This window comes from Nocardiopsis changdeensis, from assembly GCF_018316655.1.
Lineage (GTDB): Bacteria > Actinomycetota > Actinomycetes > Streptosporangiales > Streptosporangiaceae > Nocardiopsis > Nocardiopsis changdeensis.
This window is the reverse complement of record NZ_CP074133.1, coordinates 2,483,965-2,506,953: the sequence shown is the minus strand read 5'-3', so window position 1 is coordinate 2,506,953 and position 22,989 is coordinate 2,483,965. Positions and strand designations below refer to the sequence as shown.

The following is a 22,989-nucleotide window of genomic DNA, read 5'->3' as shown; positions in this document are numbered from 1 at the left end:
CCGTGCCCCTGGGGCATGGTCAAGCCCGGGGCGGGAACGGGTGGACCGGAGCACGAACCGAGGAGGGGCGCATGGCGTGGAGCACCCGGCAGGTCGCCGAGCTCGCCGGAACGACGGTGAAGGCCGTGCGGCACTACCACGAGATCGGCCTGTTGGACGTCCCGGAGCGGACGGCCAACGGATACAAGCAGTACGGCGTTCCGCACCTGGTGCGGCTGGTGCGGATCAGGCGGCTGAGCGACCTGGGGATCCCGCTGTCGGAGATCGCGGCGGTGGAGGACGAGCCGGAGGAGGCGATCCGGGCGCTGGACGCGGACCTGGAGGCGAGGATCGACCGGCTGGTCCGGGTGCGGGAGGAGCTGGCCGTGATCCTGCGGCACCGCGCGTCGGTGTACGCCCCGCCCGGCTTCGCCTCGGTCTACGGTGACCTGTCGGAGCGGCAGCGGTCGCTGCTGGCGGTCTATTCGACCGTGTTCAGCGAGAGGTACCTCGCGGAGTTCCGCGAGCTCATCGGCACCCCGGACGAGGCCGAGCGGGAGTTCGAGGCGCTGCCCGCGGACGCGGATGACGCCGTGGTGGCCGATCTCGCCGAGCGGCTGCTGCCGGCGGCCCTCCGTGCGCGGGCGGAGGGCCCGGACCCGGTGGCGGACTCGCCGCGGGGTCCCCGGAGGGCGGCGCAGGCGATGGCCGAGGCGGCTGCGGAACTGTACAACCCGGCGCAGCTGCGTGTGCTCGAGCGCCTGGTCGGGCTCATGGCCACATGAGGTGGAGGATCGGGCCGGTCCCCGCTGCTCAGGTGAGACGGAACGCGGAGCGGTAGGCCGAGGGGCTGAGGCCGGTGTGCGCGCGGACCGCCTCGCGGAGGTTGGCGGGGGTGCCCAGGCCGCTGGACCGGGCCACGGAGGACAGGTCGAGGTCCGTGCGTTCGAGCAGGCGCCGGGCGGAGAGGACCCGTTCCGCACGCAGCCACGCCAGCGGGGTGGTGCCCAGCTCGGCGCGGAAGCGCCGGTGCAGGGTCGCCGGGCTCACCGCGGCGCGGGCCGCCAGGTCGGTGACGGTGAGGGGCTCGCCCAGGCGTTCGCGCGCCCAGTCGAGGACCGGCGCCAGTGAAACGTCGGCGGGGTGTGGGAGCGGAGCGGGTACGAACTGGCGCTGGCCGCCCTCCCGGTGCGCGGTGAACACCAGCCGCCTGCTCACGGAGGCGGCCGCCTCCGCGCCGTGGTCGCGCCGGACCAGGTGCAGTCCCAGGTCCAGGGCGGCCGCGCTGCCCGCGGCGGTGAGCACGTCGCCGTCGTCCACGAACAGCACGTCGCGCTCCAGCCGCACCTTCGGGTACAGCCGGGCGAACAGCTCCTCGTGCCGCCAGTGGGTGGCCGCCCGGCGCCCGTCCAGCACGCCCGCGGCCGCCAGCGTGAAACTGCCCGTGCAGAAGCTCACCAGGCGCGCCCCGCGGGCGTGGGCCGTGCGCACGGCGGCGAGCACCTCGGGGCGGGGCGGCGTCCACGGGTCGGGGCGGTTGGGCACGATGACCGTGTCCGCCCCGGCCGCGGCGTCCAGGCCCGCGAGGCCGGCCAGGGTGAACAGCCCCAGGTGCACCGGCACCTCGGGGGTGGGCGAGCAGACGGTGAGCGTGTACCAGGTCCGGTCGATCTCCGGGCGGCGCAGCCCGAACAGCTCGGTGGCCACGCCCATCTCGAACGGGTTGGACCCGGCGTCCACGATCAGCGCCACCCGGTGCGAGGAATCTTGCGGCATGTGCGATTCCTAGCACTTCCGCGGCCGGGGCGCCACCGGGAGGATGGCGTCCATGAGCGACGAACCCATCGACCTGGCCGCGGCGCTGGCCTCCTTCGAGCAGCTGTGGAGCCCGCGTGTGGTGGCCCGGGTCAACGACTACGACGTCCGGGTGGCCAAGGTGCGCGGCGAGTACGTCTGGCACGCCCACCGGGACACGGACGAGTTCTTCCTGGTGATCGACGGCGACCTGCGCATCCGGCTGCGCGAGGGCGCGGAGGAGCGGGTGGTCGCGCTGGGACCCGGCTCGGTGTTCGTGGTGCCGCGCGGAGTCGAGCACCGGCCCGAGTCCGACGGCGGCGCCTCGATCCTGCTGTTCGAGCCCACCGGGACGCTGACGGTGGGCGACCATGAGGGAGAGGTCCCCGACCACATCGACGCCACCGTCGGCCACCCGCTGGAGGTCCCGGTCAGGGGGCGGACGTGAGCTCGGGGAGCAGGTTCTCCTCGGCGTAGGCGAAGAAGTCGTCCGGGTCGGCCCCCGCGTTCATCAGGACCAGGTGGTCGAACCCTGCCTCGGCGAAGGTCCGGACCTGCTCGAGGTGCTCCTGCGGGTCCGGGCCGGCGGACGCCATCTGGCGCATGTCCTCCGGGGTGGCGAGCGCGGTGGCGGCCTCGAAGTTGACCGGGTTGGGCAGCTCCGCCATCACCTTCCAGCCGCTGAGGCCGAACCGGAACCCCTCCCGGGCCCGCTGGAGGGCGGTGTCCACGTCGTCGGCGACGGCCAGCGGCACCTCCACGTACCGGGGCCCGTCGCCCCCGGCGGCCCGGTAGGCCTCCACCAGTTCCGGCTTGGGCTCGGTCGCGAACAGCCCGTCGCCGTATTCGGCGGCCAGGGCCGCGGCCTGCTCGCCGCCGGCGGCGACGATGATCTCGGGCGGGGTGTCGGGCAGGTCGAACACCCGGGCGTCGTCCAGGGTCAGGTACTCCCCCTCGAAGGAGTGGTACCCCCCGGTCCACAGCATGCGGATGATCTGGAGCGACTCCCGCAGCATCGCGTGCCGGACGGTGACCGAGGGCCAGGCGTCGCCGACGACGTGCTCGTTGAGCCGCTCCCCCGAGCCCACGCCCAGGAAGTGCCGTCCGCCCGACAGCACCGCCGTGGTGGCCGACATCTGGGCGACGATCGCCGGGTGGTACCGCATCGACGGGCAGGTCACCCCGGGGCCGATGCGGATGTTCTCGGTGGCCTGCGCGATGGCCGCCATCACCGACCAGGCGAAGGGCGAGTGCCCGTGCTCGAACAGCCAGGGGTGGTAGTGGTCGCTGATCTCCACGAAGCCGAACCCGAGCTCCTCGGCGCGTATCGCCTGGCGCACCAGCTCGGGGACGCTGTACCGCTCGGCCATGAGCTTGAACCCGATCTCCACGATGGCTCCTCTCGGTCGGATGGCGCAGGGGTGCCACTGCCCAGCGAAGGCCATGGGAACACACGCGGCCCGCGGGGCTTGGGCGAGTTTTGGGCTGCCGTTTCTGCGGCCGGTCCGTAGGGTGGGCTGCGCCGATCCGAGAGGAGACCCATGACCGTCCGCGAACTGCTGCGCGGCCTGCCGGTGTTCGCCGGGGACCTGCCCGCGTTCGACCCGTCCGCCGCCCCCGACGACCCGATCGCGCTGTTCACCGCGTGGTTCGAGGAGGCGGTGGCCGCCGGGGTGTCCGAGCCCCACGCCATGGCGGTGGCCACCGCCGACGAGGCCGGGGCGCCGTCGGCGCGGGTGGTGATCCTCAAGGACCTCACCCCCGAGGGGTGGTGGTTCGCCACCACGACGACCTCGCGCAAGGGGCGGGAGCTGGCCGCGGACCCGCAGGCGGCGCTGCTGTTCCACTGGCGCGAGCAGGGCCGCCAGGTGCGGGTGGGCGGGGTCGCGGAGCTCGCCACGCCGGGGCTGTGCGCCGCGGACTTCCGCTCCCGGCCGCCGGCGTCGCGGGCGGCCGGGCTGCACGGCCGCCAGAGCGACCCGCTGGCCGACCCCGCGGAGATGGACCGGGCCTTCGACGAGAGCCGGGCCCGGGTGGAGGCCGACCCGTCCCTGGTGCCCGACGACTGGGGGCTGTACGTGGTCCGGCCGGTGGAGGTGGAGTTCTGGCAGGGCTCCCCGGACCGCCGCCACGTGCGCCTGCGCTACCGGCGCGAGGAGTCCCGGGGGACCTGGGAGCGCGGCCTCCTCTGGCCCTAGGGGGTCCCGGTGACCGCGGTGACGGCGGCGTCGACCGCCGCGCGCTGCGGGTCGAGTGAGGCGCCCGGGGGCTGGCGGACGGCGGTGAGCCAGATGCCGTCGACGAGCACGAGCAGGAGTTCCACCGCCGCCCCGGGGTCCAGGCCCGGGGCGAGCTCCCCCTGTTCGGAGGCGTAGGAGAGGGCGGCCCGCAGCGCGGTGCGGGCGCGCCCGTCCAGGTCGGCGAGGGTGCGGGCGAAGTCGGGGACCAGGGCCGCCCGCGCGTAGAACGCGGCCCACACCCGCGCCTGCGCCCGCCGCTCGTCGTCGGTGGGCAGCAGGTCGAGCAGGACCGCGCGCAGTCCTTCGGCGAAGGTCGCCCGGCCCGGGCCGATGCGGATGCGGGAGAACCGCTCCTCCACGGCCGCGACGGTGTCGTGGAAGGCGAACGCCAGGAGCTCGTCCTTGGTGGCGAAGTCGCGCTGGACCGCCCCCGCCGAGAGCCCCGCCTCGGCGGCGACGGTGCGGATGCTCACGGCTTCGAGTCCTTCGCGGGCGGCGACGCGCCGCAGCGCCGCGGCCACCTCGCGGCGGCGCGCGTCCTTGTCGACGTACTTGGGCACCGGCCCATTGTGGCACGCGCCCTTATTCGATACATTCGTATCATTACGCTCGTATCGAATTGGGGTTCCACATGGTCCGCTTCGTCTGTCTCCTCCTGTCCGGGCTGACCGTCCTGGCCGTCGCGGCGGCGGCCACGGTGGTGCTGCTCCCACCGCCCTCCTGGGACTTCTGGCAGTACGGCCTGATCGTCCTGGAGTTCGCGCTGGTCCCCGCCGCGGTCGCGGCCCTGGGGGCGCTCCTGGCCCTGGCCGGGCGCGCCGCCCGCCCGCGCGCGGCGGCGGTCCTGGCCGCCGTCAACGCGGTGGCGCTGGCCGCCGCCCTGGTCCCGCCCGCGACCACCTGGTGGGCGGCGCGGCAGGCGGGAGCACCCGTCTCGCTCGGCGGCTACGCCGACGGCCTCGCCACCTCCGCCGACCGGGAACCGCTCACCCTGGTCTACGCCTCCCCCGGCGGCGAGGACCTGGAGATGGACGTCTGGCGGCCGCGGGAGCCCGCGGACGGGCCCCTGCCCGTGGTGGTCAACGTGCACGGCGGGGCCGAGGACCTGCCGCAGAGCCTGCTGCCGCGCTGGGACACCTGGCTGGCCGACCGGGGCCACGTGGTCTTCGAGGTCGACTACCGCTTCTTCCCCGACGGCGACGGCACCGCCGCCGTCGCCGACGTGCGCTGCGCGCTGGGCCGGATCCGGGAGGACGCGGCCGGGTACGGCGGCGACCCCGACCGCATCGTCCTCACCGGCCAGTCCGCCGGAGGCCTGCTCGCCCTGCTGGCCGCCTACACCCCCGCCGGGGACATCCCGCCGAGCTGCCCCGTGGAGCACGTGCCGGTGGCGGCCGTCGCGGCCTGGTACTCGGTGGCCGACGGCACCGCCGACGCGCCGCCCTACCCCTGGCGTCTGCGCAGCTCCCCCCTGGCCGCGCAGCTCGACCAGGAGGGCGAACGGATGACCGACGGCGACCCGGAGGTGTACGCCGCGATGTCCCCGCTGCACCGCGTCTCGCCCGACGCCCCGCCCACGCTCCTCATCACGGCGGGACACGACCTGTTCCTGGACCCCGGGGACAACCGCCGCCTGGCCGCCCGGCTGGCGGAGGCGGGTGTGGAGCACCGGCTGGTGGAGATCCCGTGGGCCGAGCACATGTTCGACCTCAACTGGGGCGGCCTGGCCTCGCAGTGGGCCCGCCACGAGCTGTCCGTGTTCCTCGGCCGGCACACCGGCTGAGGGGCCGCGGAAGGGCGGCGGGGCCGGCCGAAAAGGCGGTGCGGGGAAGGGGCCGGGGTTCCTAGGATCGCGACCATGACGAACCCACTTCCGCTGCACGGCAGGACCGCCCTGGTCACCGGGGTCTCCCGGCGCAGGGGCATCGGATACGCGATCGCCGCGCGACTGGCCGAACTGGGCGCCGACCTGTTCGTCCACCACCACCGGTCGCACGACGCCGACCAGCCCTGGGGCCCCGACGACCTCGACGGGGTGCGCACGGGGCTCCGGAAAGCGCTGCGCCCCGGCGCCGCCTTCGGGGACCTGGGCCTGGACCTGGCCGAGCCCGACGCCCCCGAGCGTCTCGTGGCCGCCGCCCGGGAGCTGACCGGCTCCCTACACGTGCTGGTGTGCAACCACGCGCGCTCGGGCGGGGACGGCTCCCTCCTGGACATGAGCGCGGAGAAGCTGGACGGCCACTGGTCGGTCAACACCCGGTCCACCCTGCTGCTGACCTCGCACTTCGCCAAGGCGTTCGCCGGGCTGGAGGAGGCGCCCGGAGCCCGCCCCGGCGACCGGCAGGAGTTCTCCGGGCCTCTGGACGAGCACGCCACCGGCCGGGTGTTCTGGACGACCTCCGGGCAGATCCACGGCCCCATGGTCGGTGAGGTGGCCTACGCGGCGAGCAAGGCGGCGCTGGCCGGGCTGACCGCCACCGCGGCCGCCGAGCTGCTGCCGCACGGCATCGTCCTGAACACGGTCAACCCCGGTCCGGTGAACACCGGGTACCTGGACCCGGAGTCCACCGACCGTTCCCCGGAGCTCATCGAGCAGGTCCTGGCGGCGACCCCGTTCGGCCGGTTCGGGCACCCGTCCGACCCGGCCCGGCTGGTGGGCTGGCTGGCGTCCGACGAGGGCCGGTGGGTCATCGGGCAGGTGATCACCACCGACGGCGGCTTCTCGCTGGGCGTGGGCCGCTGACCCGCGGGGCGCGGCCTCAGCCCAGGGAGAGCGGGATGCCCGGGTTCCAGCACAGGCGGGGCGGTGCGCCGTCGCGGACGAAGTCCTCGGCCAGCAGCGCCGCCCAGTCCGGGCGCCACTCTCCGTCGCGGGCGGCCATCTCCCCGCGCAGCCGTTCGAGGGCGCGCGTGGACATCTCGGCGGGGTGCGCCCGGTCGGGCAGGCCGTCGTAGAAGCGCTCCACGGTCCCCCGCCCCGTGTCGACGCGCGCGTACAGCCACGCGCCGCTGCGCGGGTCGGCCTCCTCCTCCCGCCAGGCCCGGGCCAGGGCGGCCGACGGGTCCGCGCCCCCGCCGGGGGGCGCGGGGAGGTGCGCCCCGCCGACCCGGACGGTGATGTCGCCGTATCCGACGGCGGAGACCGTCACCCCGGCCGGGGCGTGCCCGCCCGCCCAGTCCAGGAAGGCCCGCAGGGCCGGCCCGGGTTCTCCGGGTTCGGGCCGCGGCCTCTCCGCTGCACCGCGGGCGGCGACCCCCACCGACGCGCCCGCCTGGCCCTCGGGCAGGTGGACGCGGCGGCCGGCCGGCTCGCCCGTCCCGGCGGGCAGCGCCGGAGGCTCCTCCTCGCCGGTCAGCCCGAGCCGGCGGGCCTCGGCCAGCGCCCCCTCGGTGTCGGCGGCGTCCGGGTCGGGCAGGGCGTCGGCGAGCCCCTTCAGCACGCCCTCGCCGAGGCGCCGCTCGGAGGCGGCGGCCACCAGGGCGTCCAGGCCGGATCTGAGCGCGTCCTGCCGCTCCTGCGAGTCCTCGTCGTCATCGTCCCACCCGCCGTCGAGGCAGAACTCGAGCAGGGACTCGTACACGTCGTCGGCGTCGGCGTCCGGGGACAGGACCTCGTCGGCCCCCTCCGGGAGGGGCGCCCGGTACCAGGCGCGGCCGTCCCACCAGGCGAGGAACGAGACGATCTCGGCGTCCCGCAGGGCCTTGTCCAGCCACTCCCAGGGCAGCCAGCCGGGGCCGCCGGCGAGCAGGTCGACGGCCGGGGCCGCGCGCCGTGTGCGAGAGCCGTCGACGTCGTATCCGAACAGCACGGCGCGGCCGCCCTCCACCAGGGCCAGGCAGCACCGCCCCTCGCTGTGGTCGTGGTCCAGTGCGCGGCCCCACCGCTGCCACGGCGAGCCGTGGTCGGGGACCAGTGCGCCGAGCACGGCGATCGCGGCGGGCCCCGCCCACATCTCTTCGGGGGGCGGCATCTCGGGGGCCTGGGCGGGAGCGGGATCCGTGAAGGTCATCGTGTCATTCTCCACCGGCGGGGGCCGGCCCGGGGCGGAACCGAACCCGATTCTGTTACCCCTGGTCGCGACGGGATAGGATGCGCGGCACCCGGCCGCCTGCGAACAGGAACGGAAGAGTACGCCATGCCCCCGACACACGAGGTGTTCAACCAGGCCGCCCCGCTCGGCGACTACAACGCCGCCGACGACCCCGCCCTGCTGGAGGGCGTGCGGCGCGAGGGCGCCGCCTGGGCCGAGCCCGAGGTCCGCGAGGTGGGCGACGCCGCCGGAACGGAGCGGGTCCGCTCCTGGGGCGAGTCCGCCAACGCCTACCCGCCCGTCCTGCGCACCCACGACCGCTACGGGCACCGGATCGACGAGGTCGACTACCAGCCCGCCTACCACGTCCTCATGGACCAGGCCGTCGAGTTCGGCCTGCACGCCGCACCCTGGGCCGACGACCGGCCCGGCGCCCACGTGGCCCGGGCCGCCAAGTTCTACCTGTGGTCCCAGCCCGAGGCGGGCCACGGCTGTCCGATCTCCATGACCTACGCGGCGGTCCCCGCGCTGCGCCACGCCCCGGAACTGGCGCAGCGGTACGAGCCCCTGCTGGCCTCGCGCACCTACGACTTCGGGCTGCGCGCCCCGCACACCAAGCGCGGCCTCATCGCGGGCATGTCCATGACCGAGAAGCAGGGCGGCTCGGACGTGCGCGCCAACACCACGCGCGCGGTGCCCACCGCCGACGGCCACCACCTGCTCACCGGGCACAAGTGGTTCACGTCCGCGCCGATGAGCGACTTCTTCCTCACCCTGGCCCAGGCGCCCGAGGGGCTGAGCTGCTTCCTGGTGCCGCGGGTGCTGGAGGACGGCACCCGCAACGACCTGCGCATCCAGCGCCTCAAGGACAAGCTCGGCAACAGGTCCAACGCCTCGGCGGAGCTGGAGTACGACGGCGCGGTGGCCCACCTGGTGGGCGAGCCGGGCCGCGGGGTGCCGACCATCATCGAGATGGTCAACAGCACCCGGCTGGACTGCGTCATCGGCTCGGCCGCGGGCATGCGGGCGGCGCTGACCCACGCCCTGCACCACGCCGAGCACCGGTCGGCGTTCGGCAGGCGGCTGGCGGAGCAGCCGCTCATGCGCAACGTGCTGGCCGACCTGGCGCTGGAGTCGGAGGCGGCCACGGCGCTCATGACCCGGCTGGCCGGGGCGGTGGACCGGTCGGTGCGCGGCGACGAGGCCGAGACCGCCTTCCGGCGGCTGGCCGTGGCCGTGAGCAAGTTCTGGGTGACCAAGCGCCAGCCCGCGCACGCCGCCGAGGCGCTGGAGTGCCTGGGCGGCAACGGGTACGTGGAGGAGTCGGGCATGCCCCGGCTGTTCCGGGACTCCCCGCTCAACTCCATCTGGGAGGGCTCGGGCAACGTGGCCGCCCTGGACGTGCTGCGCGCGATGGGCCGCAACCCCGAGTCGGTGGCGGCGTTCCTCACCGAGCTGGACGCCGCCCGGGGCGTGGACGACCACTACGACACGGCCGTCAAGCGGCTGGAGCAGACCCTGGGCGACCTGGAGGAGGTCCAGTACCGGGCGCGTTCGGTGGTGGAGCTGATGGCGCTCACACTCCAGGCCTCGGTGCTGCTGCGCCACTCCCCCACCCCGGTGGCCGAGGCCTTCACCGCCTCCCGGCTGGGCGGCGAGTGGGGGCACGTGTTCGGCACCCTGCCCCGGGGCGTGGACACGGGCCTGATCCTGGACCGGGCCCGGCCCGGGGCCTGACCGTCGCCGCGCCGCCCCCGGGGCCGGGGGCGGCGCGGTCCCGGCGGGGGCGAATGGCGGGACCCGTCGGAATTCCCCCTCCCGGGCCGCCTCGCATATCACCTGAAATCACGATCTCCACCGGTACCGCCGCCCGCCCGGGGCGGCCGATGAATGATCATCGGTCCAGTTCGGCATACTTCTGCGGCCGGAGCGGAAGAAAGAAGTCGTCACCACACGACCATCCGCTTTCGGACCATCGACGGACCGTCCGCGCACCCGACCGCAACTGGGAGCGCTCACGGACGGATCTCCAGATACCGCACGAAAGCCCCGAGACCAAGAGACCGATAACGCCTATGGTGGAAGTCTGGCCAGGTAGTTCCTATCCTCTGGGTGCGACCTACGACGGGTCCGGTACCAATTTCTCGCTCTTCTCCGAGGCCGCCGACCAGGTGGAGTTGTGCCTGTTCGACGACGACGGCGAGGAGACCCGTATACCCCTGACCGAATACGACGGATTCGTCTGGCACGGGTACCTTCCCGGTATCGGTCCGGGTCAGCAGTACGGGTACCGGGTCCACGGTCCTTACGCACCCGAGCACGGACTGCGCTGCAATCCGAACAAACTGCTCACCGATCCCTACGCCAAAGCACTGAACGGCAATCTCACCTGGCACGAATCGCTGTTCAGCTACCACTTCTCCGACCCCGGCCGCAAGAACACCGCCGACAGCGCCCCCTACGTGCCCAAGTGCGTGGTGGTGAGCCCGTTCTTCGACTGGGGCAACGAGTCCAGACCGCGCACCCCGTACCACCAGACGGTGATCTACGAGGCGCACGTGCGCGGGCTGACCATGCGCCACCCCGGCATCCCCGAGCACCAGCGGGGCACCTACTCGGGGCTGGCGCACCCGGCGGTGATCGACTACCTCACCTCGCTCGGGGTGACGGCGGTCGAGCTCATGCCGGTGCACCACTTCGTGCCCGAGCACGCCATGGTGGCGCGCGGGCTGACCAACTACTGGGGGTACAACACCCTCGCCTTCCTGGCCCCGCACAGCGGGTACGCCGCACGCGGCTCGCGCGGGCAGCAGGTCCAGGAGTTCAAGGCGATGGTGAAGTCGCTGCACGAGGCGGGCATCGAGGTCCTGCTCGACGTGGTGTACAACCACACCGCCGAGGGCGACCACATGGGGCCGACCCTGTCGCTGCGCGGCATCGACAACCTCAGCTACTACCGGGTGGGGGACCAGGACCAGCGCTACTACCTCGACTACACGGGGTGCGGCAACAGCCTCAACGTCCGGCACCCGCACTCGCTCCAGCTCATCATGGACTCGCTGCGGTACTGGGTCCTGGAGATGCACGTGGACGGGTTCCGGTTCGACCTGGCGTCGGCGCTGGCCCGCGAGTTCCACGACGTGGACCGGCTGAGCACGTTCTTCGACATCGTCCAGCAGGACCCGGTGATCTCCCAGGTCAAACTGATCGCCGAGCCCTGGGACGTGGGCCCGGGCGGCTACCAGGTGGGCAACTTCCCGCCGCTGTGGACCGAGTGGAACGGCAAGTACCGCGACACCGTGCGCGACTACTGGCGGGGCGAGCCGGTGCTGGGCGAGCTGGCCTCACGGCTGTCGGGCTCCAGCGACCTCTACCAGGACGACGGCCGCCGCCCGGTGGCGTCGATCAACTTCATCACCTGCCACGACGGCTTCACGCTGGCCGACCTGGTCGCCTACGACCACAAGCACAACGAGGCCAACGGCGAGGACAACCGCGACGGCACCGACGACAACCGGTCCTGGAACCACGGGGTGGAGGGCCCCACCGAGGACCCGGCGATCATCACGCTGCGGCGCCGACAGGTGCGCAACTTCCTCACCACCCTGTACCTGTCCCAGGGGGTGGTGATGCTGTCCCACGGGGACGAGGTGGGGCGCACCCAGGGGGGCAACAACAACGCCTACTGCCAGGACAACGAGATCTCCTGGATCGACTGGAAGGCGGCCGGTCTCGGCGAGGGGGAGGAGCCCGAGAACGACCTGCTGGACTACGTCCGCGACCTGGCGCGGCTGCGCCGGGAGCACCCGGTCTTCCGGCGCCGGCGGTTCTTCCGCGGCGGCCCGGTGGAGGGCGGCGCCGCGGCGAAGAACGACCGGGAGGGGCTGCCCGACATCGCCTGGCTGCGCCCGGACGGGCGGCCGATGAACGGGGACGACTGGAACAGGCCCGGGCGCGCCCTGGGGGTGTTCCTCAACGGGGACGCCATCACCGAACCGGATCCGCGGGGGAGGCGCATCCGGGACAGCTCGTTCCTGCTGCTGCTCAACAGCGGCGCGGACGCGGTGGACTTCACGGTGCCGGGCACCGAGTACGGGATGGCCTGGGAGACGGTGCTGGACACCGCGGAGCCGGACGTGCTGGACCGGCCGTTCGTCACGGCGGGCGGCCCGGTCCGGGTCATCGACCGGGCGCTGGTCCTGCTGCGCCGGGTGTCCCACCGCACCGGCGGGGGGAGCTGAGCGGAGGCACCCGCAGGAGGGGCGGAGCCGGGGCGGGCCCCGGCTCCGGACGGCGGCCCGCCGGGCTCTGAGCGCCCGGCGGGCCGCCGTCGCCGTTCCCGGGCCCGATGGCGCCCCGTCCGGCGACACGGGCCCCGCGCGGAGCGGCCCCGCCCCGTACAGGCCCTACGCTGGTGCACCATGGTCGGCAACGATGCGCACCCGGTGTTCCGCGAGCTCCTCCCCTCCCCCGGCGGGGAGGTGGACCTGGCCGCCGCCTACGCCCACCCGGTCGGCCTGGACCGCCCGTGGGTGCGGGCCAACATGGTGGCCAGTGTGGACGGCGGGGCCATCGGCCCCTCAGGGCGCAGCCGCGACCTGTCCTCCTCCGCCGACCGCCGGGTGATGGGCGTCCTGCGCGGGCTGTGCGACGTGGTGCTGGTGGGCGCGCGGACCGCCCGGGTGGAGGACTACGGCCCCGTCAAGGACCGGGCCTCCTGGGCCCCGCTGCGCGCCGGACGCCCGGCGACCCCGGCCGTCGCCGTCGTCTCGCGGACCCTGGACCTGCCCGACCGCCTGCTCACCGACGCGCCCCCGCACGCGCGCACCATCGTCTTCACCGTCGCCTCGGCCCCCGCCGAGCGCCGCGCGCACGTGGCCCGCCACGCCGACCTGGAGGTCGTCGACGGGGAGTCGGTCACACCGGTGCACATCGTCAACGCGCTGGCGGGCCGGGGCCTGTACCGCGTCCTGACCGAGGGGGGCCCGCACCTGCTGGCGGAGTTCACGGCCTCCGGGCTGCTGGACGAGCTGTGCCTGACGGTGAGTCCGCACCTGCTGGGCGCCGGCGCGCCGCGCATCGTCGCCGGGGGGCCGGGCACCCCCGGGGCCCCCGAGTTCCTCTCCGTGCAGAGCACGCCCGTGCGGATGGCGCACCTGCTGACCGCCGACGACGCCCTGTTCGCACGCTACGTGCGCTGACGGCGCAGGCCGCGGTCGCTGACCATAACCGGTCGGTTTCGGCCACCACTCAATCACGCATGAACCTTCCCGCAACCGGACATACCCGAGATGTGCCACCCAGTGGTCACAACGCATCAGCGGGGCTGACCGGGCCTGGCCCCCGGCCGAGAGGAAGAACGTGGTGCCGACGTCCGAAAACGGACCCCCTCCACCGGTCTACAGGGAGATAGCCGAGGAACTACGCGAGCAGATCCGCTCCGGGCGGTTCGCCGACGGCGACCGCCTCCCCGGAGAGAACGTCCTCATGGAGCGCCACGGCGTGGCGCGGGCGACCGCGCGCCAAGCGCTCTCCGTGCTCATCAACGAGGGCCTGGCCGTGGCCGTGCGCGGCTCGGGCGTCTACGTCCGCCTGTTCCGCCCGGTGCGAAGACACGGGGCCCGGCGCCTGGCCCGGGAGCTGTGGGGCAACGGACGGGCCATCTGGCAGACCGACAGCGACGACCGCGGCTACGAGGTGGACCGCCTGCGGGTGGAGGAGGCCGCCGCCCGCGACCACGTGGCCCGGGTCCTGGGGCTGGCCGAGGGCGAGCCGGTCCTGGTGCGCTCGCGGCGCTACCTCGTGGACGGCCGCCCCGTGCAGACCGCGGTCTCGCACCTGCCGCTGGCGGCGGTGGGGGACGAGCCGCGGTTCCGCGAAAACGACACCGGGCCCGGCGGGATCTACGCGCGGCTGGCCGAACGGGGGCTGGCCCCGGCGCGCTTCACCGAGGAGATCCGGGTCCGCATGCCCACCCCCGAGGAGACCGGCGCCCTGACCCTGGCGCCGGGGACACCGGTGCTGGAGGTGGCGCGCACCGCGCTGACCGCGGAGCACCGCCCCGTGGAGTTCAACGCCATCACGATGGACGGCTCGGCCTACGTCTTGCAGTACGACTTCGAGGCCTGACCGGCCCCCACCCCGGCGGTGGGGCGCTCCCGGAGGCGCCCCACCGGGGTGTTCATTCCCTCTCCCCGGCCCGGGGACGGCGCTGCCGGGAGGCGAACACCACGTAGGCCAGGCAGGCCAGGACCACCCCGACCGCCAGCGCGCCCACCCCGACGATGGGCAGCGCGCCCGCCTCCGTCCGCATCCACTCGGCGACCCCGAACCCCAGCAGCAGGGCGAGGGCGAGGGCGACGACGGAGAACGCCGTCAGCCCGACGAACAGCCTCCGGTCGTCCCAGGGCTCCGCCTCCGCCTTCTCCAGGCCGGCCGGGAGGGCCTTCGCGGTGAGCCCGGCGGCCCGCCGCATCTCCTTGCCCGCTCCCCTGGCCAGGGAGCGGATCCCGCCGCGCGCGCCCGCGGCGGCCTGTTCGAACCACCACAGTCCGTACCGCATCCATCCGACGCGCCGCGGTCGTTTGCTCACTGTGAGTGACTCTTGCGCTGTAGCGGCCATGTCACCTGCCTTGTTGCGCTTCGACCACTGAACCCTGCTCCATGCCCTACCCTCACGGACGGACACCGAACGCGACCGTTGGTGAAGTTAGAGGTATGTCGTGGCTAAGGACGATTTACCGAAAGCGTCGTCCCGAGGGCGCGGGGAGACACCGGTGTCCGATTCCGGATAACGTCGAAGACATGGCTGATACAGCGGACAGGGCCCCGCAGGGCGGGACCGGAGACATCCCGAAGACCGACCGGGAGTGGCGCGAGCGGCTGGACGAGCAGGCGTACTCGGTCCTGCGCCTGGGGGCCACCGAACGGCCCTGGACCGGGGAGTACGTGGACACGAGGACCGAGGGCGTCTACCGCTGCCGCGGCTGCGGGAGCGAGCTGTTCCGGTCCACCGAGAAGTTCGACTCGCACTGCGGGTGGCCGAGCTTCTTCGACCCGGCCGACTCCGACGCCGTCACCCTGGTCGAGGACCGCTCGCTGGGCATGGTCCGGACCGAGGTCCGGTGCGCCACCTGCGACTCGCACCTGGGGCACGTGTTCCACGGTGAGGGATACGCCACCCCGACCGATGACCGGTACTGCATCAATTCCGTGGCCCTGACCCTGGAGCCTACGGAGTAGGTTGGCGTAGCATCCTGGTTCCGGGCGTACGCCTGCGGGTCGTCCGAGGGCGGCCCGGTGTTCACCCGATCACCGCCCTCGGCGGATCAGGGATAATCGCATGCAGCGTTCCGGCGGGACGGTCCCCCGCCGCCCCCCGGAGCAGAATCACCCGCGACGAAAGCGCTCGATGACCGACGACTCACCTTCCACATCCGTCTCTCACCGGCCCGCGGCCCGTCCGCGCCTGGGCATGGCCCAGGGATCGGCCCCCTGGCTGGTCCCCGCGCTCGGCGCCGCCGGCGTCGCCGCCCTGGCGGCCCGCGGCTCCCGGGCCCGCACGGCCCTGGCCGTGCCGGTGGTGGCCCTCGCCGCCGGGATGGCGTGGTTCTTCCGCGACCCCGAGCGGGGCCCGGCGACCGGACGTGTGCTGTCCGCGGCCGACGGCGTCGTCCAGAGCATCGACGTCCGTCCCGACGGCCGGACCCGGGTCGCGGTGTTCATGAACCCCCTGAACGTGCACGTGAACCGTGCCCCCCTCGCCGGCGTGGTGACCCGTGTCGAACACCGCCCGGGGGGCTTCCGCCCCGCCTTCGACAAGGACAGCGAGCGTAATGAACGCGTCATCTGGACCCTTGAAACCGAGATCGGTGAGATCACGGTCGTTCAAATCGCCGGCGCGATGGTCCGGCGTATCATCCCGTATCTCGCTGCGGGGCAGAAGGTCGAGCAAGGCGAGAGGATCGGGCTCATCCGGTTCGGGTCGCGCGTCGACGTCCATCTTCCGGCCGGGATCACCCCGGCGGTGGAGGTCGGCCAACGCGTCCGCGCCGGGGAAACCCGCCTTGACGCCGACTGACGGCCCGCTCCCCGGCTCCCTCGCCTCCTCCGCCCCCGACACCTCCCGCATCCGGCTGGCCCTGGCCGACTACCTGACCCTGGGCAACGCCCTGTGCGGGTTCCTGGCCGTGTGCGCGCTGGTCGCCGCGCTGTCGACGCACCTGGCAGCCGGGGCCGGCGGGCCGCTGCCGCGCAGCGCCATGGCCACGGTCGTGGGGCTGATGCTGGTGGCGGCCGCGCTGGACCTGCTCGACGGGCGGGTGGCCCGCAAGCTGGGCGGCAGCGGCATGGGCGCCGAGCTGGACAACCTGGCCGACGTCATCAGCTTCGGGTTCACCCCGGCGTTCCTGTTCGTCGTCTGGGGCACCCAGGGCGGCGGCGGGGCGCTGTCGCTCGCGGCCGGCGGCGCGGTGCTGCTGGCGGTGATCGTGCGGCTGGCCCGGTTCTCCCTCCAGACGCCGGGCACCGGCTACTTCACCGGCCTGCCCTGCCCGTTCGGGGCGATGGCGGTGGTGACGGTCGTGCTGCTGGACCCGCCCCCGACGATCGCCGCGGTCGCGGTGCTGTTCATCTCCTGGCTGATGGTGAGCCGCATCGAGTACCCCAAGCCGCGCGGCCGCAAGGCGTACATGGTGCTGGGCATGCTCGGCGCCGGCGTGGCGCTGGTGGTGTCCTGGGGCATGGGCCTGCCCGCCGGGCAGTGGCTCGTGTACCTGGTGAGCGCCCTGGTCCTGCTGTTCATCGTCACCGTCCCCTTCCACGTCCTGGCCACCCGGCGCGCGGCCGCCGAGCCGGTCCCCGCCCCGGCCGAGCCGGTCGAGGAGTAGGAGCGCCTACACGAAGGGCGCCCCGACGGTCATCCGCCGGGGCGCCCTTCGTCGTACCGGGCCCCTGGTGCGTGTCCGGCGCCCGCGCCGACGGCCGGGAGCGGCCGTCCGCGCGCAGGCGGCGCGGCCCGCGGCCGCGCCCCGGACCGACCCGCCGGCCGCGCCCTAGGCCAGGGACTCCACCAGCTGGGCCACGCTCTTGCGGCGGCCCGTGTAGAAGGGGATCTCCTCGCGGGTGTGCAGGCGGGCCTTGGCGCCGCGCAGGTGGCGCATGAGGTCGACAATGCGGTGCAGCTCGTCGGCCTCGAAGGCCAGCAGCCACTCGTAGTCGCTCAGCCCGAACGTGGACACGGTGTTGGCGCGCACGTCCGGGTAGGGGGCGGCCATGCGGCCGTGCTCGGCGAGCATCGCCCGGCGCTCCTCGTCGGCGAGCAGGTACCACTCGTAGGAGCGGACGAAGGGGTACACGCAGATGTTGTCGCGGGGTTCCTCGCCGGCCAGGAACGCGGGCACGTGGCCGCGGTTGAACTCGGCCGGGCGGTGCAGGCCCACCACCGACCACACCGGGGTGGCGGCGCGGCCGACCGCGGTGCGGCGGAACGCGCTGTAGACGTCCTGGAGCCGTTCGTGGGTGTCGGCCACCCACCAGAACATGATGTCGGCGTCGGCGCGGAAACCCTGCACGTCGTAGCCGCCGCGGGTGGTGACCCCCTGCTCGGCCGCCTTGTCGAGCAGGCCCTGCAGTTCTTCCGCCGCCGCGGCGCGGTCGACGCCCTCCAGGCTCCCGACCTTGAACACCGACCACATGGTGTAGCGGATGAGGGAGTTGAGGTCCACGCCGTCCTCGGCGATGGCTCCGCTGTGCTGGCCCGTCACGGGTTGACTCCTTGCTGTTCGGTGCCGTCGGCTCCGTCGCCGCGGCTGTTACGGCTGTCGGTCTGGAGGGCGGCGGCCAGGTCCCGGGCCTGGCGGTCCGCGTCGGCGATGCAGGCGGGGATGCCCACTCCGCCGTAGGCCGCACCGCACACGGCCGGCCCGCCGTGGCGGGCCAGGGCGTCGCGGATGCGGGTGACGCGGGCGGTGTGCCCGACCGCGTACTGGGGCAGGCCGCCGTCCCAGCGGGTCACCCGGGCCTGGACCGGGCGCCCCGCCAGGCCGGTGACGCGGGAGAGGTCGGCCAGGGCGGCCGCGGTGAGCTCCTCGTCGGAGCGGTCGAGCACCCCGGACTCGCCGAACCGGCCGATGGAGCAGCGCACCACGACCAGGTCCTCGCCCGCCGCGGCCAGCTCCTCCGCGATCCAGGGCCACTTGTTGGAGGAGAAGGTGGCCGCCTTGACGGTGAGCCCTCCCTCCCCCGCCGGGACGAGGAAACCGGTACCGGTGAGCGGGGCGGGGAACGCCGAGGCGGGCAGGGCGAGGGTGACCAGGGCCATGCTCGCGTACTCGACGGCGCGCAGCTCGCGGGCGGCCTCGGGAACGTGGTCGGCGAGCAGCCGGGCCGCCTCCGGGGCGGGGCAGGCGAGCAGGACGCCCGCGGCCCCGATCCGGTCGCCGGTGTCGAGGTGGACGCGCCAGCCGTCGGGGAGGCGCTCCAGGGAGCGGACGCGGGTGCCGGTGCGCACGTCCCCGCCGTGGCGTTCGGCCAGCGCGCCGGCGAGCCCGGCGATACCGCCGCGCAGGGAGGCGAACACCGGGCCGCCGGAGGGGCCGCGGGCCCCGGTGGCGGCCCGGACGCCGCGGATCAGCGAGCCGCCCTCGCGGGCCATCGGCGCGATCTGCGGCAGGGCGGCCTCCAGCGAGAGCTCGTCGGCGCGGCCCGCGTAGACGCCGCCCAGCAGCGGCTCCACCAGGCGCTCGACGACCTCGTGCCCCAGGCGCACGCCCACGTAGGAGGCGACCGGGAGGTCGCCGCGCACCGGTGTGCGCGGGCGCACCAGGTCCAGGGCGGCGCGGGCGGTCCCCCACGGGGAGAGCACGCCGCTGCGGGCCAGCGCCCGCAGGTCCCCGGGCACGCCCATGAGCTGGCCCTTGGGCAGCGGGCGGACGCGGCCGCGGCTGTAGACGGCGGCCGCCCCCGGCCCGGGGTGGACCAGGCGGTCGCCCAGGCCCAGCTCCTCGATGAGGGCGAGCGCCTCGGGGCGGCGGGCCAGGACGGATTCGGCCCCCGCGTCGACGGACACGCCCGCCACCGGCGAGGCGCGCAGCTTGCCGCCGGGCGCGTCGGCGGCCTCGACCACGGTGACGGAGGCGCCGAGCCCGGCCAGGCGGTGCGCGGCGGTGAGTCCGGAGATCCCGCCCCCGACCACGACGACGTGCGGTGCTTCAGGCATACTCCCAGCTTCCCAGATGCCGTGGGTCACAGCGTCCCGCCGTCCCCGTGACGTCCGGCGCACCGCGGCCCTCCCCCTCAAGGATCGCGGACGCGGGGCGCGGGAGCCGCGGGGAACGTCCCGTGTCGGCAGAGTCCTTCCGCCCGATTCGGACCGTTGTCCGGTCGTTACCAGCAGGCCGAAACGCCGGTGACGGGTGCCACGTCCAAGGTGCATGGCTACTTCGGGTTCTTCCCCGGCGCGGCGTGCCGCCGGGGTCTTGCTGTCCACGGGCTTGGCTGCCCTCCTGGTGACCTCCTGCGCGTCACCCATGACCGCCTCCTACGACGCGGGCGGGGGGTCCGCGGGCACCGAGGCGGCGCCCGAGGCCGCCGCCCGGCAGGACTTCGCCGCCGAGGCGGACCGGTCGCAGGAAGAGGCCGCCGCCGAGGAGGGCGGCGGGTCGTCGGTCGTCGACGCCGAGGCGGAGGTGTCCGACCGCAGCCTCATCCACATCGCCGACCTCACGGTCCGTGTGGACGACGTGGCCGAGGCGGCCCAGGAGGCCAAGGAGCTGGCCGCCGCGTCGGGCGGCCACGTCGCCTCCGAGTCGCTGTCCACCCCCACCGGCGGAACGCCCGAGGCGTACCTGACCCTGCGGATCCCCAACGAGGGCTACGAGGGCGCGCTGGAGGACCTGGCCGAACTGGGCGACCGCTCCGACCTCAACCGGTCGGTGGAGGACGTCACCGGCGAGGTGGCCGACGTCGAGAGCCGCATCGAGTCGGCCGAGACCGCCCTGGAGACCCTGCGCGGGTACCTGCAGGAGGCCGACGACGTCGACGAGCTGCTGCGGGTCGAGCGGGAGATCCAGGACCGCCAGGCCGAGCTGGAGGCCTTCCAGGCGCGCCTGAAGACCCTGGAGGACCAGACGTCGCTCTCGACCGTCAATCTCACGCTGGTGCCGCCGCAGACCTACATCGAGGAGCCGGCGGAGGACGGCATCGGCTTCCTGGGCGGTCTGGAGCGCGGCTGGCGGGCACTGGTCTCGGTGTTCGAGGGCCTGGCCGTCGCCCTGGGATGGCTGCTGCCCTTCGCCGTGGTGCTGGCCGTGCCGGTCACCGCCCTGGTCTGGTGGCTGCGCCGTCGCCGCCGCCGCTCCGCCGCGCAGGCCCCGCGCGTCCCCGTCCGCGCCGGTGCTCCGGGCGCTCCCACGCCGCCCGTGCGCGGAGCCGCCGCCGCTGGGACCCCCGCGCCCGCCGAGGCCGCTGGAACCGGCGAGGCCGCCGAGGGCACCGGGCCCGGTGAGACCGACGAGGCCTCGGGCACCGGCGAGCCCACCGGTGGCGCCGGGACCGCCGAGCCCGCTGGTAGCACCGAGGCCACTGGGATCGGCGAGGCCGCCGGTAGCACCGAGAGCGCCGACGAGGCCACTGGGGCAGCCGGATCCGACGAGACCGATGGGTCGGAAGAGGACCCCAAGGACCGGTGACCTCCGCCGATGGGCGAGTCCCGGGACCGGTGGCGGTTCCGGGGCTCGCCCATGCCCGGCTCGGCACGCACGGTCGACGTCGCCGCAGGGGCGGGGGAACCCGCAGGGGACGAACGGAGCCGCAGAGGGCGAACGGACCCGCCGAGGGCGGAGGGCCCAGAGGCGGGGACATCCCCGCGCCCGGCGAGGCCGAGGGGACCGGGGAGGACCCCGCGGGCCGGTGACCCCGCCGATGAGCGGGCCCCGGGACCGGTGGCGGTCCCGGGGCCCGGCCGTGTCCGCGGTGCCGCGGAAGGGGGACGGCGCCCGGCCGGGTGGGCCGGGCGCCGTCGACGGGCACGGGAGCGCGGGCCGGCGGCGGTCCGGGCCGCGCCGCGTCCGCGGATCAGGCGGAGGTCTCCTCGTGGACGAACTCCGTGAGACGCTGGAGCATGTCCGGGTCGGTCTCCGGCAGGACCCCGTGGCCGAGGTTGAAGATGTGGCCGTCGGCGGTGCGTCCGCGGGACAGAATGTCGCGGGTGCGCTCGGCGACGACCTCCCACGGGGCGAACAGGGTCGCCGGGTCCAGGTTGCCCTGGAGCGCCGTGCCCGGCTGGACGCGCTGCACGGCCTTGTCCAACGGCACCCGCCAGTCGACGCCCACGACGTCGGCGCCGGCCTCGCTGAGCAGGCCCAGCAGCTCGCCGGTGCCCACGCCGAAGTGGATGCGCGGCACCTCGTACTCGCTGAGCTGGCCGAAGATCCAGGACGTGTAGGGCAGCACCGAGGCGCGGTAGTCCTCGGCGCTGAGCGCGCCCACCCAGGAGTCGAACAGCTGGACCGCGCTGGCGCCCGCGTCGATCTGGGTGCGCAGGAAGCCGAGCGTGATGGCCGACAGGCGGCGCATGAGCTCGTCCCACAGCTCCGGCTCGCCGTACATGAGCGCCTTGGTGTGCTCGTGGTTCTTGGAGGGCCCGCCCTCGATGAGGTAGGAGGCCAGCGTGAACGGGGCGCCGGCGAAGCCGATGAGCGGCTTGTCGCCGAGCTCGCCGGTGAGCATGCCCACGGCCTCGGTCACGTAGGGCAGGTCGCCGGGCTCGATGTCGCGCAGCCGCTTGACCCCGTCCGCGTCGCGGATCGGGTCGGCCACCACCGGGCCCACACCGGCCTTGATGTCGAGGTCGATGCCGATCGCCTTGAGCGGGACGACGATGTCGCTGAAGAAGATGGCGGCGTCGACGTCGTACCGGCGGACCGGCTGCATCGTGATCTCGGTGATCATGTCGGGGCGGGCGCACGCCTCCAGCATCGGCACGTCGGCGCGGACCCGTCGGTACTCGGGCAGGGAGCGCCCGGCCTGGCGCATGAACCACACCGGGGTGTGGTCCACGGGCAGGCGCCGGCAGGCGCGAAGGAAAGGAGAATCTTGCAGCGTCACCCTTCGATCGTGCCATGCCCCGGCCGGTGCTCTCACGCGGATCGCCCCGAACGGTGACCGTGCGCAGCGCCCCGAGGGGCGGTGCCCGGTCCCAAGATCATCACAAAACCCCGACACGCCGGGGTATCTGCGTCCCGGGGGCGGCGAGTCGTGCCACGGTCGTTGGCGTGCCCACCCTCCTGCGCCGGGGGGAACCGCCCCCTGTCGGGCGACACCCCGCCAGCACGCGATCACACTCAATGAAGGCTGACTTTTCCACCATGCCCGATGTCGGTAGCGCCGCGGACGCCGGCGACACGTTCCGGCGAGCGGTCGAGGCCCTGAACGGCCCCTCCCTCCGGTCAGAGATCACCGTCCGGGAGATCCCCGCCCCGGGGCGGCTGGCCCCCCATGCCGCCGCCGTGTCGGCGCAGGTCACCGTGCACGGCGAGGAGATCGCCTGGGGGCGCCTGATCGTCCTGTACGACCCCGAGGGGACCCGGGAGTGGCCCGGCCCGTTCCGGGTCGTCTGCCAGGTCAACTCCGAGCTGGAGTCGGACATCGCCACCGATCCGCTGCTGGGCCCGGTCGCCTGGAGCTGGCTGACCGACGCCCTGGCCTCGTGCGGGGCCGCCCACCACACGCTGAGCGGCACGGTCACCCGTGCCACCACCGAGGGCTTCGGGACCAAGGCGGGCGAGGGGGCCACCACGGAGGTGGAGATGCGCGCCTCCTGGACCCCCGAGGCCGACGACCTGACCGCGCACACGGCGGCCTGGCAGACCCTGCTGGCGTCGGCCGCCGGGCTGCCGCCGGCCGACGTCGCGGACATCGCCCGGCAGCGTGCGCGGCCCTGAGCC

At 74.3% G+C, this 22,989-nt stretch carries 22 protein-coding genes; 14 read left to right on the top strand and 8 right to left on the bottom strand.

What is annotated here, in order from left to right; genetic code table 11:
- Positions 1 to 71 precede the first annotated feature (71 nt).
- Positions 72 to 764, top strand: a complete 693-nt coding sequence (locus KGD84_RS11375) for a MerR family transcriptional regulator (protein WP_220560249.1) — start codon at positions 72 to 74, stop codon at positions 762 to 764.
- 28 nt (positions 765 to 792) lie between these two features.
- Here KGD84_RS11375 and KGD84_RS11370 read toward each other — a convergent pair whose 3' ends face one another.
- A complete protein-coding gene (locus KGD84_RS11370) occupies positions 793 to 1,755 on the bottom strand; it encodes a GlxA family transcriptional regulator (protein ID WP_255646454.1) in 963 nt (320 codons plus the stop codon).
- 52 nt (positions 1,756 to 1,807) lie between these two features.
- On the opposite strand from KGD84_RS11370, the gene KGD84_RS11365 reads away from it, so the two are divergent.
- Positions 1,808 to 2,221, top strand: a complete 414-nt coding sequence (locus KGD84_RS11365) for a cupin domain-containing protein (protein ID WP_220560248.1) — start codon at positions 1,808 to 1,810, stop codon at positions 2,219 to 2,221.
- On the opposite strand, the gene KGD84_RS11360 is transcribed toward KGD84_RS11365, so the two are convergent.
- Positions 2,205 to 3,164, bottom strand: a complete 960-nt coding sequence (locus KGD84_RS11360) for a TIGR03557 family F420-dependent LLM class oxidoreductase (protein ID WP_220560247.1) — start codon at positions 3,162 to 3,164, stop codon at positions 2,205 to 2,207. The genes KGD84_RS11365 and KGD84_RS11360 overlap by 17 nt on opposite strands.
- Before the next feature lie 150 nt (positions 3,165 to 3,314).
- On the opposite strand from KGD84_RS11360, the gene KGD84_RS11355 reads away from it, so the two are divergent.
- Positions 3,315 to 3,971: a pyridoxine/pyridoxamine 5'-phosphate oxidase gene (locus KGD84_RS11355; RefSeq protein WP_220560246.1), complete on the top strand. Its 657-nt coding sequence runs from the start codon at positions 3,315 to 3,317 to the stop codon at positions 3,969 to 3,971.
- Here the strand turns inward: KGD84_RS11355 and KGD84_RS11350 are convergent.
- Positions 3,968 to 4,573, bottom strand: coding sequence for a TetR/AcrR family transcriptional regulator (locus KGD84_RS11350; protein ID WP_220560245.1), 606 nt, complete (start codon positions 4,571 to 4,573; stop codon positions 3,968 to 3,970). The genes KGD84_RS11355 and KGD84_RS11350 overlap by 4 nt on opposite strands.
- Positions 4,574 to 4,644: 71 nt before the next feature.
- Here KGD84_RS11350 and KGD84_RS11345 point away from each other — a divergent pair, with 71 nt between their 5' ends.
- Both KGD84_RS11345 and KGD84_RS11340 read left to right on the top strand, forming a co-directional pair.
- Positions 4,645 to 5,796: an alpha/beta hydrolase gene (locus KGD84_RS11345; protein WP_220560243.1), complete on the top strand. Its 1,152-nt coding sequence runs from the start codon at positions 4,645 to 4,647 to the stop codon at positions 5,794 to 5,796.
- A gap of 75 nt (positions 5,797 to 5,871) precedes the next feature.
- Complete coding sequence (locus KGD84_RS11340; RefSeq protein ID WP_220560242.1) at positions 5,872 to 6,756, top strand: SDR family oxidoreductase; 885 nt, start codon at positions 5,872 to 5,874, stop codon at positions 6,754 to 6,756.
- 16 nt (positions 6,757 to 6,772) lie between these two features.
- On the opposite strand, the gene KGD84_RS11335 is transcribed toward KGD84_RS11340, so the two are convergent.
- Positions 6,773 to 8,023, bottom strand: a complete 1,251-nt coding sequence (locus KGD84_RS11335; protein ID WP_220560241.1) for a hypothetical protein — start codon at positions 8,021 to 8,023, stop codon at positions 6,773 to 6,775.
- Between the two features lie 126 nt (positions 8,024 to 8,149).
- On the opposite strand from KGD84_RS11335, the gene KGD84_RS11330 reads away from it, so the two are divergent.
- From KGD84_RS11330 to KGD84_RS11315, 4 genes are all read left to right on the top strand, one after another.
- On the top strand, positions 8,150 to 9,781 hold the full coding sequence (locus KGD84_RS11330) for an acyl-CoA dehydrogenase family protein (RefSeq protein ID WP_220560240.1): 1,632 nt from the start codon (positions 8,150 to 8,152) through the stop codon (positions 9,779 to 9,781).
- Between the two features lie 338 nt (positions 9,782 to 10,119).
- The gene (gene glgX / locus KGD84_RS11325; protein ID WP_220560239.1) at positions 10,120 to 12,285 is read left to right on the top strand and encodes a glycogen debranching protein GlgX; all 2,166 of its coding nucleotides are present in this window, start codon (positions 10,120 to 10,122) and stop codon (positions 12,283 to 12,285) included.
- Between the two features lie 180 nt (positions 12,286 to 12,465).
- Positions 12,466 to 13,245, top strand: a complete 780-nt coding sequence (locus tag KGD84_RS11320; RefSeq protein ID WP_220560238.1) for a dihydrofolate reductase family protein — start codon at positions 12,466 to 12,468, stop codon at positions 13,243 to 13,245.
- Between the two features lie 163 nt (positions 13,246 to 13,408).
- On the top strand, positions 13,409 to 14,173 hold the full coding sequence (locus KGD84_RS11315; protein WP_220560237.1) for a GntR family transcriptional regulator: 765 nt from the start codon (positions 13,409 to 13,411) through the stop codon (positions 14,171 to 14,173).
- Between the two features lie 52 nt (positions 14,174 to 14,225).
- On the opposite strand, the gene KGD84_RS11310 is transcribed toward KGD84_RS11315, so the two are convergent.
- A complete protein-coding gene (locus tag KGD84_RS11310; RefSeq protein WP_260697212.1) occupies positions 14,226 to 14,606 on the bottom strand; it encodes a hypothetical protein in 381 nt (126 codons plus the stop codon).
- A 242-nt stretch (positions 14,607 to 14,848) separates the two neighbouring features.
- Between KGD84_RS11310 and msrB the strand changes: the two genes are divergently transcribed.
- The 3 genes from msrB to pssA all read left to right on the top strand — a co-directional run bounded on the left by msrB (position 14,849) and on the right by pssA (position 16,932).
- Complete coding sequence (gene msrB / locus KGD84_RS11305) at positions 14,849 to 15,286, top strand: peptide-methionine (R)-S-oxide reductase MsrB (protein WP_220560235.1); 438 nt, start codon at positions 14,849 to 14,851, stop codon at positions 15,284 to 15,286.
- Between the two features lie 169 nt (positions 15,287 to 15,455).
- Positions 15,456 to 16,124: a phosphatidylserine decarboxylase gene (locus KGD84_RS11300; protein ID WP_220560234.1), complete on the top strand. Its 669-nt coding sequence runs from the start codon at positions 15,456 to 15,458 to the stop codon at positions 16,122 to 16,124.
- Positions 16,111 to 16,932, top strand: coding sequence for a CDP-diacylglycerol--serine O-phosphatidyltransferase (gene pssA / locus KGD84_RS11295; protein WP_255646452.1), 822 nt, complete (start codon positions 16,111 to 16,113; stop codon positions 16,930 to 16,932). Before KGD84_RS11300 ends, pssA begins: the two co-directional genes overlap by 14 nt.
- A gap of 165 nt (positions 16,933 to 17,097) precedes the next feature.
- On the opposite strand, the gene hemQ is transcribed toward pssA, so the two are convergent.
- A complete protein-coding gene (hemQ, locus tag KGD84_RS11290; protein WP_220560233.1) occupies positions 17,098 to 17,808 on the bottom strand; it encodes a hydrogen peroxide-dependent heme synthase in 711 nt (236 codons plus the stop codon).
- Positions 17,805 to 19,262, bottom strand: a complete 1,458-nt coding sequence (hemG, locus tag KGD84_RS11285) for a protoporphyrinogen oxidase (RefSeq protein ID WP_220560232.1) — start codon at positions 19,260 to 19,262, stop codon at positions 17,805 to 17,807. The genes hemQ and hemG overlap by 4 nt, the downstream gene beginning before the upstream one ends.
- A gap of 274 nt (positions 19,263 to 19,536) precedes the next feature.
- Here hemG and KGD84_RS11280 point away from each other — a divergent pair, with 274 nt between their 5' ends.
- Positions 19,537 to 20,733 carry a DUF4349 domain-containing protein gene (locus KGD84_RS11280; protein WP_338151206.1) on the top strand — a complete coding sequence of 399 codons (1,197 nt, stop codon included), beginning with the start codon at positions 19,537 to 19,539 and terminating at the stop codon, positions 20,731 to 20,733.
- 385 nt (positions 20,734 to 21,118) lie between these two features.
- Here KGD84_RS11280 and hemE read toward each other — a convergent pair whose 3' ends face one another.
- On the bottom strand, positions 21,119 to 22,144 hold the full coding sequence (gene hemE / locus KGD84_RS11275) for a uroporphyrinogen decarboxylase (RefSeq protein ID WP_220565680.1): 1,026 nt from the start codon (positions 22,142 to 22,144) through the stop codon (positions 21,119 to 21,121).
- Between the two features lie 266 nt (positions 22,145 to 22,410).
- On the opposite strand from hemE, the gene KGD84_RS11270 reads away from it, so the two are divergent.
- Entirely contained in the window at positions 22,411 to 22,986 is a 576-nt protein-coding gene (locus tag KGD84_RS11270; protein WP_220560230.1) for a DUF3000 domain-containing protein, read from the top strand.
- The last annotated feature ends 3 nt before the right edge of the window (positions 22,987 to 22,989 follow it).